Annotated in this window: 8 protein-coding genes, 12 tRNA genes, 1 rRNA gene and 1 other annotated feature; all 21 genes read left to right on the top strand. The window is 34.4% G+C overall.

Translation table 11 applies throughout. From position 1 onward, the window contains the following. Positions 1–76: ribosomal RNA gene (gene rrf, locus AC1RPV_RS03680) — 5S ribosomal RNA — on the top strand; the annotation flags it as partial. A gap of 17 nt (positions 77–93) precedes the next feature. Then, positions 94–166: transfer RNA gene (locus AC1RPV_RS03675), tRNA-Asn, on the top strand. Between the two features lie 17 nt (positions 167–183). After that, a tRNA-Ser gene (locus tag AC1RPV_RS03670) sits at positions 184–272 on the top strand. Between the two features lie 9 nt (positions 273–281). Beyond that, positions 282–353, top strand: a tRNA-Glu gene (locus AC1RPV_RS03665). A gap of 22 nt (positions 354–375) precedes the next feature. Beyond that, positions 376–448, top strand: a tRNA-Val gene (locus AC1RPV_RS03660). 5 nt (positions 449–453) lie between these two features. Next, positions 454–526: transfer RNA gene (locus AC1RPV_RS03655), tRNA-Asp, on the top strand. Positions 527–532: 6 nt separating this feature from the next. After that, positions 533–605 (top strand) — tRNA-Phe (locus tag AC1RPV_RS03650). Positions 606–622: 17 nt separating this feature from the next. After that, positions 623–693, top strand: a tRNA-Gly gene (locus AC1RPV_RS03645). 11 nt (positions 694–704) lie between these two features. Continuing rightward, positions 705–779: transfer RNA gene (locus AC1RPV_RS03640), tRNA-Ile, on the top strand. A gap of 12 nt (positions 780–791) precedes the next feature. After that, positions 792–879, top strand: a tRNA-Ser gene (locus AC1RPV_RS03635). Positions 880–892: 13 nt separating this feature from the next. Beyond that, positions 893–964 (top strand) — tRNA-Glu (locus AC1RPV_RS03630). A 12-nt stretch (positions 965–976) separates the two neighbouring features. Continuing rightward, positions 977–1,050, top strand: a tRNA-Met gene (locus AC1RPV_RS03625). A 2-nt stretch (positions 1,051–1,052) separates the two neighbouring features. Beyond that, positions 1,053–1,125 (top strand) — tRNA-Asp (locus AC1RPV_RS03620). Positions 1,126–1,201: 76 nt separating this feature from the next. Further along, positions 1,202–2,389 (top strand): methionine adenosyltransferase, encoded by a 1,188-nt coding sequence (gene metK, locus AC1RPV_RS03615; protein WP_481761151.1) that lies wholly within the window; start codon positions 1,202–1,204, stop codon positions 2,387–2,389. 63 nt (positions 2,390–2,452) lie between these two features. Continuing rightward, on the top strand, positions 2,453–3,916 hold the full coding sequence (locus AC1RPV_RS03610) for an MDR family MFS transporter (protein ID WP_481761152.1): 1,464 nt from the start codon (positions 2,453–2,455) through the stop codon (positions 3,914–3,916). A gap of 28 nt (positions 3,917–3,944) precedes the next feature. Continuing rightward, positions 3,945–4,150 (top strand) — a binding site (T-box leader). Positions 4,151–4,206: 56 nt separating this feature from the next. Then, a complete protein-coding gene (leuS, locus tag AC1RPV_RS03605; RefSeq protein WP_481761153.1) occupies positions 4,207–6,621 on the top strand; it encodes a leucine--tRNA ligase in 2,415 nt (804 codons plus the stop codon). 154 nt (positions 6,622–6,775) lie between these two features. Further along, positions 6,776–8,425, top strand: coding sequence for a putative polysaccharide biosynthesis protein (locus AC1RPV_RS03600; protein ID WP_481761154.1), 1,650 nt, complete (start codon positions 6,776–6,778; stop codon positions 8,423–8,425). Positions 8,426–8,438: 13 nt separating this feature from the next. Further along, the gene (locus AC1RPV_RS03595) at positions 8,439–9,152 is read left to right on the top strand and encodes a pseudouridine synthase (RefSeq protein ID WP_481761155.1); all 714 of its coding nucleotides are present in this window, start codon (positions 8,439–8,441) and stop codon (positions 9,150–9,152) included. A gap of 169 nt (positions 9,153–9,321) precedes the next feature. Further along, positions 9,322–10,719 carry a dipeptidase PepV gene (gene pepV / locus AC1RPV_RS03590; RefSeq protein WP_481761156.1) on the top strand — a complete coding sequence of 466 codons (1,398 nt, stop codon included), beginning with the start codon at positions 9,322–9,324 and terminating at the stop codon, positions 10,717–10,719. A gap of 436 nt (positions 10,720–11,155) precedes the next feature. Then, on the top strand, positions 11,156–11,926 hold the full coding sequence (locus AC1RPV_RS03585) for an ATP-binding cassette domain-containing protein (protein WP_481761157.1): 771 nt from the start codon (positions 11,156–11,158) through the stop codon (positions 11,924–11,926). Positions 11,927–12,063: 137 nt separating this feature from the next. Beyond that, the gene (locus AC1RPV_RS03580; RefSeq protein WP_481761158.1) at positions 12,064–12,744 is read left to right on the top strand and encodes a hypothetical protein; all 681 of its coding nucleotides are present in this window, start codon (positions 12,064–12,066) and stop codon (positions 12,742–12,744) included. The last annotated feature ends 85 nt before the right edge of the window (positions 12,745–12,829 follow it).

Raw genomic sequence — 12,829 nt, 5'->3', positions numbered from 1 at the left:
CGAACACAGAAGTTAAGCTTCTTAGCGCCAAGAGTAGTTGGGGGTCGCCCCCTGCGAGGGTAGGACGTTGCCATGCTTTTTTTATTATTTTATTCCGGCATAGCTCAGTTGGTAGAGCGCTTGACTGTTAATCAAGATGTCGCAGGTTCGAGTCCTACTGCCGGAGTTTTTATTTTGTAATGTGGAGAATTGTCTGAGTTGGTCTAAGGAGCATGATTGGAAATCATGTAAACGGGTTTCCTGTTTCAAGGGTTCGAATCCCTTATTCTCCGTTGCAAATTGACCCGTTGGTCAAGTGGTTAAGACACCGCCCTTTCACGGCGGTAACATGGGTTCAAATCCCGTACGGGTCATATAAAGTAAATAGTGTATGTTGGAGGTTTAGCTCAGTTGGGAGAGCGTCTGCCTTACAAGCAGAGGGTCACAGGTTCAAGCCCTGTAACCTCCATCGAAGGTCCTATGGTATAGGGGTTATTACGTCCGCCTGTCACGCGGAAGATCACCGGTTCAAATCCGGTTAGGACCGTTTAATGGCTCAGTAGCTCAGTTGGTAGAGCAATGGATTGAAGCTCCATGTGTCGGCAGTTCGATTCTGTCCTGCGCCATTTATTTATAATATTTTGCGGGTGTAGTTTAGTGGTAAAACCACAGCCTTCCAAGCTGTTGTCGCGAGTTCGATTCTCGTCACCCGCTTTTATGATTTTGGGCCTATAGCTCAGCTGGTTTAGAGCGCACGCCTGATAAGCGTGAGGTCGATGGTTCGAGTCCATTTAGGCCCATCAATAATTTATGGAGAAGTACTCAAGTGGCTGAAGAGGCGCCCCTGCTAAGGGTGTAGGTCGTGAAAATGGCGCGAGGGTTCGAATCCCTCCTTCTCCGTTTTTCGTGTTATGACCCGTTGGTCAAGTGGTTAAGACACCGCCCTTTCACGGCGGTAACATGGGTTCAAATCCCGTACGGGTCAGTTTAATATTATCGCGGGATGGAGCAGTCTGGTAGCTCGTCGGGCTCATAACCCGAAGGTCGTAGGTTCAAATCCTGCTCCCGCAATTGGTCCTATGGTATAGGGGTTATTACGTCCGCCTGTCACGCGGAAGATCACCGGTTCAAATCCGGTTAGGACCGTCACAGGTATTATTGGAACCTAAACTTTTATAGTTGAGGTTCTTTTTTTAATTTTATTTACTTTAAGGAGATAAAAATGACTGAAAAACATCTATTCACGTCAGAATCGGTATCAGAGGGTCATCCGGATAAGGTTGCAGATCAAATAAGTGATGCAATATTAGATGCACTTTTAGAAAAGGATCCTAATGCTAGGGTTGCTTGCGAAACAACTGTAACAACTGGTTTAGTTCTTGTAGTTGGTGAAATATCAACAAATGCCTACGTTGATATTCAGCAGGTAGTAAGACGAACTATTAAGGAAATTGGATATATTAATTCACAAGTTGGTTTTGATGGTGATAATTGTGCTGTTATGGTTGCTATAGATGAACAATCTCCTGATATTGCATTAGGTGTTGATACATCTTTAGAAACTAAAAACGGTGATTTAGATCCTTTAGATCAGATTGGTGCAGGTGATCAAGGATTAATGTTCGGATATGCGGTAGACGAAACACCGGAACTCATGCCATTACCGATTTCAATTAGTCACAAATTAATGCAACGTGTTGCAAGTTTACGAAAAAATAAGGAATTAGAATACTTAAGACCTGATGCTAAGGCACAGGTAACTGTTGAATATAATGATAAAGGTCAACCATTTAGAATTGACACTGTTGTTATTTCTACACAACATGATGAAAAAACGGAATTGAAACAAATTCAAGATGATATGATTGAAAAAGTAATTAAAGTTATTATTGACCCTGATTTGTTGGATTCAGATACAAAGTATTATATTAATCCAACCGGACGATTTGTTATCGGTGGTCCAAAGGGTGATGCTGGACTTACTGGAAGAAAAATAATTGTTGATACATATGGTGGATATGCACATCATGGTGGAGGTGCTTTCTCCGGTAAAGATGCAACAAAAGTTGATCGTTCAGCTAGTTATGCTGCTCGCTATATTGCAAAAAATATAGTTGCAGCTAAAATTGCATCACAGGTTGAGGTTCAACTTGCGTATGCAATTGGGGTTGCTCAACCTGTATCAATTAATATTAATACATTTGGTACATCTAAATATGACGAATTGGATTTAGTTCAAGCTGTTCGTAAAATTTTTGATTTACGGCCTGCAGGAATTATTGAAATGTTAGACTTACGTCGCCCAATATATAAACAGACAGCAGCATATGGTCATTTTGGTCGTACAGATATTGACTTACCTTGGGAAAAAACAGATAAGATTAAAAGTTTACTTAACGAATTAAATTAAAATAAAAAATGACTTTATTAAATATCATTTTAATAGAGTCATTTTTTATTTAGGAGGTACTTTATGAATTCAAAAACAAATGTAAAATTAGTTACAATTGCTATATTTGTAGCAACATTTTTAACAGCCGTTGAAGGAACAATTGTTTCAACAGCTATGCCAACTATTGTTGGTGAACTTCATGGTGTTTCATTAATGAATTGGGTTTTTTCAATATATTTATTAACTAATGCCATGATGACACCAATATACGGTAAGCTCGCAGATGTTTTAGGACGTAAACCAGTATTTATTTTTGGTCTTGTCATATTTTTGGTTGGTTCAACTCTCTGTGGATTTTCTAATAGTATGGCCACATTAATTATTTCGCGGGCTATTCAAGGTATCGGGGCGGGTGCTATAATGCCAGTGTCATTTACTATAATTGCTGATATTTATTCTGTGGACAAACGTGCTAAAATAATGGGATTAAACGGATCTGCTTGGGGTATAGCGTCAATAGTTGCACCATTGTTAGGTGGTTTCATTGTTGATCATCTTAATTGGCACTGGGTATTTTTCATTAATTTACCTATTGGGTTAGTGACGATAGCAATGATACAAATTTTTTTCAAAGAAAAGCGAAGAATTATGAGTTCAAAAATAGATTTTTTAGGCAGTATATTATTAATGCTTAGTATTTTATCTATTTTATATAGTTTTCAACGTTGGGGCGATGATGGTATAGACCTGATTGTTTTAATTTCTTTCTTTATATTTATTATGTCGCTTTTATTATTTATTCAATGGGAAAAAAGAGTTGAAGATCCAATTATTTCATTGAAACTTTTTAATAATAGAACATTTGTGATTCAAAATGTAGTAGCAGCATTAATATCTGGATTTTTAATTGGATTTGAAGTTTATATACCAACATGGACTCAAGGAATATTAGGATTAAAAGCATCAATGGCAGGATTTGCAGTAACACCCAGTTCCATCTTATGGATAGCTGGTTCCTTTTTTGCTGGAAGTATGATGGCAGCTTGGACACCAAAAAAAGTTTTATCGATTAGTCTATTTTTTATTTTAGTGGGTGCCATTGCACTAGGTACTTTGCCTATAAATACACCTTTTTATCTTTTCTTTATCATTTCGGCTGTACTAGGGATTGGATTTGGGATTACCATTACAACTACGACAGTTACTGCACAGAGTTTAGTACCACAGGCTGACGTAGGTGTGGCTACATCATTTAATACTTTAAGTCGTACATTAGGACAAACATTAATGATTTCAGTCTTTGGGATCATATTTAATACACAAATGCATAAGGAAATAGTAAAAACACCTGGAACAAAGGACAGCATGATGGATATTTTAATTAATCCGCAAACGGCTAACCAACTACCGCAACATTTAATACCAAAATTACGTGAAGTTTTGTATCAAGGTCTTCATGGGATATATATAGCAGGTATTTTTATTGTAATTCTTGCAATTATTATTAATTTATTCGATAAAAAGACTAAAGATTATTTGCAATAACAGGGTTCGTTTGCTACACTAAAAATAATATAAAACGATTAAGAGGAACTAGTAAAGTAACTAACTATTTCAGCGAGTATATGGGAGTGGAAATATACATAGTTGGTTATTTGAACTCATCCTTGAGTTTTCTCACTGAACGGTAGTAGGTGCGAACGTTATTTCACGTTATGAAAAAGAGTCAGTATTTTATACTGGAATAATAGGTGGTACCGCGGAAAATTCGTCCTATAGAAGTTTATCTTCTATAGGACTTTTTTGTATATATAATCAGAAAGGAAGTAATACACATGGCATATAACCATAAAGAAATCGAACAAAAATGGCAAGCATTTTGGGATGCAAATCAGACATTTAAAACGACTGAAGATCCTGAAAAGAAAAATTATTATGCATTAGATATGTTTCCGTATCCATCCGGGCAAGGACTTCATGTTGGACATCCAGAAGGTTTCACGGCTACAGATATTTTGGCTCGAATGAAGAGAATGCAAGGATTTAATGTCTTACATCCAATGGGATGGGATGCCTTTGGTCTTCCAGCTGAACAGTATGCACTTGATACTGGACATAGCCCTAAAGCATTTACTAAAACGAATACTGATAATTTTAGGCGTCAAATTAAATCCTTGGGACTTTCATATGATTGGAGTCGTGAGTTAAATACGACTGATCCTGATTATTATAAATGGACACAATGGATTTTTGAAAAATTATATGAAAAAGGTTTAGCGTATGAAGATGAAGTTGCCGTTAACTGGAGTCCTGATTTAGGAACTGTTGTTGCTAATGAAGAAGTTATTGATGGTAAAACAGAACGTGGCGGGTACCCAATTGTCAGAAAACCAATGCGCCAATGGGTCTTAAAAATTACTGCTTATGCTGATCGCTTACTTTCAGATTTAGACGATTTAGATTGGCCAGATAGCATCAAAGAGCAACAAAGAAATTGGATTGGAAAATCAACTGGTGCTAGCGTTAACTTTAAAGTCGATCAACATGATGATATAAAAATTGATGTCTTTACGACACGTCCTGAAACTATTTATGGTGTTTCTTATATTATTGTCGCACCAGAATTAGATATAATTGATAAAATTACTATTGATTCTCAAAAGGATGCTGTTAAGGCTTATCAAAAAGAAATAGAAGTTAAGTCAGATTTAGAGAGAACTGATTTAGCTAAAGATAAAACTGGGGTATTTACTGGTTCTTACGCAATAAATCCTGTAAATGGTAAAAAATTACCAATTTGGATTGCTGATTATGTTCTAGCATCGTATGGAACTGGTGCTGTTATGGCAGTACCTGCACATGATGAAAGAGATTTCGAATTTGCAACTAAATATGGATTGGATATTTTACCCGTTATAGAAGGACCTGAAATAACTGATGAAGCAAATACTGAACCTGGTAAATATATTAATTCTGGTTTTTTAAATGGCTTAGTGAAAGCTGATGCTATCGAAAAAGCTATTGCTTGGATGGAAGATAATAACATTGGTGAAAAGAAAACAAATTATAAATTACGTGATTGGTTATTTTCAAGACAACGATATTGGGGTGAACCAATTCCTATTATTCACTGGGAAGATGGCGAAACAACAACAGTCCCTGTAGATCAGTTACCACTTGAATTACCTGAAGCAACGGATATTAAACCCTCTGGAACAGGTGAGAGTCCATTAGCCAACTTAACTGACTGGATTAATGTTGTCGACGAAAATGGGCGTAAAGGTAAACGTGAAACGAATACGATGCCACAATGGGCTGGTAGTTCATGGTACTTTGTTCGTTTTATTGATCCACATAACCCTAATGAAATTGCTGACCATAAAAAGTTAGAAGAATGGTTACCTGTTGACGTTTATGTTGGGGGTGCAGAACATGCTGTGTTACATTTGCTATACGCAAGGTTCTGGCATAAATTCTTGTACGATATTGGCGTTGTACCTACTAAAGAGCCGTTCCAAAAGTTAGTTAATCAAGGGATGATTTTGGGCGATAATCATGAAAAAATGTCTAAGTCTAAAGGTAACGTGGTTAATCCAGATGATATCGTTGAACGTTTTGGTGCGGATACTTTGCGCCTTTATGAAATGTTTATGGGTCCATTAGATGCCTCAATTGCTTGGAGCGAAGATGGGTTAAATGGTTCGCATAAATTTATTGAACGTATTTGGCGTTTAATTATGGATGAAGATAATCAAATTAGCGCAGCTATTGTTGATAAAAATGATGGTGAACTTGATAAGATTTATAATCAAACAGTAAAAAAAGTAACTGAAGATTACGAAGCACTTCATTTTAATACAGCTATTTCACAATTGATGATTTTTGTTAATGAAGCTTTTAAAGTTAAATCGTTAGCTAAAGAACAAGTTGAAGGATTTATTCAATTGATTGCACCAATAGCGCCACACATGGCTGAAGAAGTTTGGTCGTTGTTAGGAAATAAGGAATCAATTAGTTATGCTGCATGGCCAATATTTGATGAAAGTAAACTTGTTGAAAATACAGTTGAAATTGTCTTACAAGTAAATGGTAAAGTGCGTCAACATAGCGTGGTTTCAAAAGATGCAACTAAAGATGAATTAGAAAAAATGGCTTTAAATGATGACAAAATTAAAGAAGAACTTGAAGGTAAAACAATTCGAAAAGTAATTGCTGTCCCTGGTAAGTTAGTTAATATTGTCGCAAATTAAAGCTTTAATTTAAGTAAACGGGGACTACAAAATTATCGATATTTTGTGGTTCCTATTTATTTTTGGTTAAAATTCAAAAAATAAATTGCAACTGAATTTTAAAAGCTATAAAATGGTAAGATTAAGTATGATCAGAAAGTAGGGTACAAAAGTAATGGATGAAGATATCGAAGTAGAGGGCCAAGCAGCTTCTGAACAAAATGACGCTAAACAAAAGATGTTGCAAGGATCAGCTTGGATGACTGCTGGTAGTATTTTTTCAAGAGTTTTAGGGGCAATTTATATTATTCCATGGAATATGTGGTTGGGACCAGATAGATTACAAGCTAATGCACTTTATAGTATGGGTTATAACGTTTACAGTTTCTTCTTAATGATTGCTGTTGCTGGTGTTCCTTCAGCCGTAGCTAAGCAGGTTGCGCATTACAATGCACAAAATGAATATGGTATTGGAAGACGCCTATTTAAATATGGGATGGCTTTAATGGCGATTATGGGTGTAGTCTGTGCAGTAATATTATGGATTATCGCACCATACATTACAAGTGGTGATAAGAATGTGATTCCAGTCTTTAGATCCTTATCTTGGGCATTATTGATTATTCCTATGATGAGTTTAATACGAGGCTTTTTTCAAGGCTATCAGGAAATGGCTCCGTCAGCAATTTCACAGTTCTTTGAACAAATTGCTCGAGTTATTTATATGCTTGCCGCAACTTTTATCATCATGAAAATTAGTCATGGTAGTTATATTACAGGTGTAACGCAGTCAACTTTTGCGGCTTTTATTGGGGCCTTAGGCGGAATGCTAGTTTTAGTATGGTATTTTTATCGTCGAAAACCAGAATTGGATCGATTAGTTGCCAATAGTGATAATAAGTTAACAATTTCTACCAAACAAATTATTAAAGAAGTTATCAGGGAATCTATTCCTTTTATTATTATTGGCGCTGCCATTACGATTTTTGGATTGATTGATCAGTATACCTTCTTTGGTATTATGAGCCATGTTACAAACTACTCACGAACGATTCAAAATGAACTGTGGGCATTATTTAGTTTTAATGCTAATAAATTAGTTATGATTATTATTTCTATTGCGTCTGCCATGTCTATTACAGCTATTCCGTTATTATCTGAGGCATATACAAGAAATGATAAAAAGGCTTTGAGTGAACAAACTTCTGACACCTTACAATTGTTCTTTTTCGTAATGTTACCTTGTGCCTTAGGGATGGCAGCTGTTGCTCACCCACTATATGTTGTTTTCTATGGGTATGATCCAGTTGGAATCTATGTTTTACAATTTTCAGCGTATGAATCAATCTTCTTAGGATTATTCACAGTTGTTTCTGCTATTTTACAAGGTGTTTATCAAAATAAAAAAGCAATTATATATTTTGTCGTTGGAGTGGTAGTTAAATTAATTGTTCAATATCCATTAGTAGCTTGGTTAGGTGCCTTTGGGCCATTAGCAGCTACAGGGATCGGGATGGGCGTAAGTTCATGGCTAATGATTCGCTCATTACACAAAATGTTCCATTTAAATGTAAAATTAATACAAACAAGATTAAATAAAATGATGCTTTATGCACTAATAACATTTTTTACCGCATTTATAGTAGTAAAAATTGCTTATCTATTTTTACCAATAGACAGCCGAATTAGTGCAATTATCACAATTATTGCTGCCGCTGGATTAGGTGGCTACATATATATTTACTTCAGTTTAAAAACAAGATTAGCCGACAAAATATTGGGCGAACGGGTTGCTGGATTACGCCGTAGATTGAGAATTAAGTGAGGTTTAATTTAAAATGAGAATTGATAAATTTTTGACGGAAACGCAATTTGGTACAAGAAGTGATGTTCGAAAAATTATTAAACAGAAGAAAGTGATTGTTGATGGCGAGTTAATCACTAGCATTAAACTTCAGGTTAGTCCATCAAAATCGGTTATTCAGGTAGATGGTGATGTAATTCACTATCAAAAATATTATTATTATCTTTTAAATAAACCAGCAGGTGTGTTAACGGCAACTAAAGATAGGAAACAAAAGACAGTGATGGATTTGTTCAATAGCGTCGATTATCGGGATGATTTATTTCCAGTTGGACGGTTGGATAAGGATACAACTGGACTATTGCTTATTACAAATGATGGACAATTAGGTCATCAGATGTTGTCACCAAAACATCATATCGATAAAGTGTACTTTGCTAAAGTTGATGGGCAAGTGACTACTGACGATGTGATTAAATTTGAAACCGGATTGCTATTAAAAGATGGGATGCAAACTAAACCTGCAAAATTAATTGTTGAATCTTATAATAGTGATTCAAATATCTCAGAAGTTTTAATTACGATTACTGAAGGTAAGTATCATCAAATCAAACGAATGTTTGGAGCTATCGGTATGAAAGTTATCAGACTTGAACGTAAAAAAATGGCTACTTTAGAGTTAGAACCAACGCTATCGTTAGGCCGCTATCGTGCTTTAACAGATGAAGAAATTGAATCAATCAAATAGAAAATTGTTGGCGTAACTAGCCAGCAATTTTTTATTATTTTATTTGTTTTTGATGTTCCTTTATTGAGTAGTAAGGTCTATCAATATATCTAACTGAATACGCTTTTAAATACCGATTATTAAAATTTTGTGATAAAATGGGCTTACTAATATTTTAGGAGGAATTCAAATGAGTATAGATTGGAAAGCAGAAGTTGAAAAGCGTCAAGACGCCTTATTAGAAGATTTATTTGCAATGTTAAAAATTGAAAGTGTTCGTGATGAATCAATTGCAACAACTGAAGCACCTTTAGGTCCAGGACCTAAAGCTGGGTTAGATAAATTCTTAGAAATTGGAACGCGTGATGGTTTTGAAACATTAAACCTTGATGGTTTAGCCGGACATATCGAATTTGGTGAGGGGGATGAAACGTTAGGTATTTTAGCTCACGTTGACGTTATGCCTGCTGGTAACGGTTGGGATACTGATCCATTCACACCAGTCGTGAAAGATGGTCGAATTTATGCTCGCGGTGCCTCAGATGATAAAGGACCAGGAATGGCTGCATATTATGGTTTAAAAATCATTCAAGAATTAGGATTACCAGTTTCTAAAAAAGTTCGATTTATTATTGGAACGGATGAAGAAAGTGGTTGGAGAGGAATGACTCATTACCTTGAAAATATGCCTGAACCTGATTTTGGATTTTCACCAGATGCATTTTTCCCAATCATTAATGGTGAAAAGGGAAATATTACTTACTTCTTAAACTTTAAAGGATCAAATGGAGATAAGGATCAATTGCTTGAATTTGATGCTGGCCTCCGTGAAAATATGGTTCCTCGCGATGCTAAAGCTGTTATTAAAACAGAAGACGGCGCTGAGATGGAAGAAGTATTTAACGATTTTATTGCTGCTAATATTGTTACAGGTAAAATGGAACGCAATAATGATATTGTGACTATCTCGATGGTAGGAAAAGCAGCCCATGCACAAGAACCTAAAAATGGAGAAAATGCCGGAACTTTCTTGGCATTATTCTTGAACCAATTTAATTTTGGTGGGGATGCTGCTAACTATCTTCGTTTGGCTGCTGATTACTTACACAGAGATTCACGTATGAACAACTTTAGTATTGCCTTCACTGATGATATCATGGGCGATTTAACGATGAATTCTGGAATTTTCACATTTAAAGCTGATAAAGGTGGACAAATTGCCTTGAATTTCCGCTTCCCTAAAGGTATGACGGAAGTAGATATTAAACGTGGTCTTGAAAATGTAACAAATGAAATGAATGTTGTAATTGAAGCAGGTAGGTTACAAGGACCTCATTACGTTTCACCAGAAGATCCTTTGGTTAAAACATTATTAGGTGTTTATACGAAACAAACTGGCGAAAAAGCTGAAGGTTTAGTCGTTGGTGGTGGGACGTATGGTCGTCTCCTAAAACGTGGTGTTGCTTTTGGTGCAATGTTCCCAGGTGTACCTGATACAATGCATCAGGCCAATGAATTTATTCCTTTAGATGACGTGCTGAAAGCTGCTGCCATATATGCTGAAGGAATATACGAATTGATCAAGTAAATAATTAATTTTATATACTTGTATGATACTAATATACATTTAGGATGGCTTTTTTTAAAAGATTTATCATCTTTAAAGTATCGTTAATATGTAATCATTTGTAAAAAATAATGTAACCTATACCCCTAATGTTGAAAAACGTTAGGGGTATTTTTATGATTAAATTTCCACTTTAATACAAAATTTAAACCGTTTAAACATAGTTAATGGGAACTAAATTGAAGACGTAAGTTAGTAAACAGTATGGTATCAGTAGAAGCGTATTTTCAGTCTTCGTCACAATATTTGAATTAAAACTTCAAAATATTATGTAAGCGATTAACATGGTGTTATAATAATTCTGGTTCAAAGTTTGTTTTTAGTTTACTATGTATCAGATTATATTCAATTTGTTCGTGGATAGAATGAAAAATAGTCACTTTTATGAGGTGGTCAAATGAAGTTAGTAGTAGATAATGTATCAAGAGGAAGTATTCTAAAAGACGTTTCTTTTTATCTCAATCAAGGAGATAAAATTGCTCTCGTTGGTTTAAATGGATCAGGAAAAACAACCATTCTGAATATTATGATGGAGTTATTAATGCCATCAACGGGGAAAATAATTAAAACTAATGTTAAATTAGCGACTGTTTTTCAAAACAATGTTCTTGATGATGATTTGACCGTTATTCAAAACTTACGTTTCAGAATTAAAAATAAAGAAAAAATAAAAAGTATTCAGGAAAAAATGAAAAACTTGAACATCAATGAGTCCTTAAAGTATTCTAGCTTATCTGGTGGGCAGAAACGTATTGTTAATTATTTAAGAGCGATTGCTGTAGAGCCGAATTGCTTACTATTAGATGAAATGTCAGCTGGAATTGATGTTGATATACGTCAATTAATTTGGAATGATCTTGATGAGTATTTAAAAGAGAATAATTGTGGTGTGTTATTTACTACTCATCTATTAAGCGAATTAGAAAATGCCAATAAAATTATTTTCGTATCAAATGGAACTGTTAAATATTTTGGAGAAATGGTTACATTTATGAATAAAATTTCAAAAGTTAAATTAATTTTGAATAAAACTGAAGATGATAGGTATTTTAATACGTCTGCAGAAGCAGTGAGATTTATTGAAGATAATCATTTGATAAATGAAAACTTTGAAATAAGAAAGGCAACCTATACTGACTTATTTAAAAATATGGAGGAAGGAATTTAAGGATGAATAAACAGTTTATTCAAAGAAACATTCTAATTTTCATAAAAGATAAAGTTGGTATCTTTTTTTCATTTTTAGGTATGGTTATAAGTCTTGTAATTTATATATTTTTTCTTCGCTCTAATTTAGTCGATTCTTTGGCTGGAATTAATCATAGTGAACAGTTTATTGATACATGGATGATTTCTGGGTTGATTTCTATTGTCTCAATGACTAGTACACTAATCGCATTTGGTCAAAAACTGGAAGATAAAAAGAATAAGAGATTAGATGATTTTATTGTTAACAGTCAAATAAAAAGTAGTACAATTAATCAATTGTATACTTTGACGTCAGTCATGGAAGGTATTGTGTCGACATTTATTTTCTCATTAATATGTTATGCGTATCTATCTCTAACTTATCATTATAATGCTTATAATGTAACATTTTTTGTAGTATTTCTATTTAATGTTTTACTAATTGTATTTTCAAGTTTACTGTTTTCATTGGTGACAGATTTTTTAAATACTACGTCTAGTTTTTCATCATTGTCAGCAATTGTTGGTACTATGTCCGGTTTTCTTTCAGGAACTTATATTGTTTATGGGGATCTTCCAGCTTTTATGCAGCATACTTTAAAATTGTGGCCTGGTTATCAAATCGCAGCTATTGCACGCTATGAAAGTATTAAAAATATCAGGATAGGAAATAACTCTATTTTGTTCTCGTCACTAGGAATTAGTTCTGATTTTTTGCAAGCTATACTTATAACGATTATATTTGGAATACTACTAATAATTATTTCAATATTTACAAATGTTTATCATAAAGATTGATTTTAATTTGAAAAAAAGAACCTTATGTTACCTATATGTTAATATCAGTTCTGCTAATTTCAAAGAGTTGATTATAAAGAAAATT

It is taken from the genome of Dellaglioa sp. CoH-55-MRSF-9, assembly GCF_056782155.1.
The sequence above is the reverse complement of the archived record's forward strand: the minus strand, read 5'-3'. Positions and strand labels throughout refer to the sequence as shown.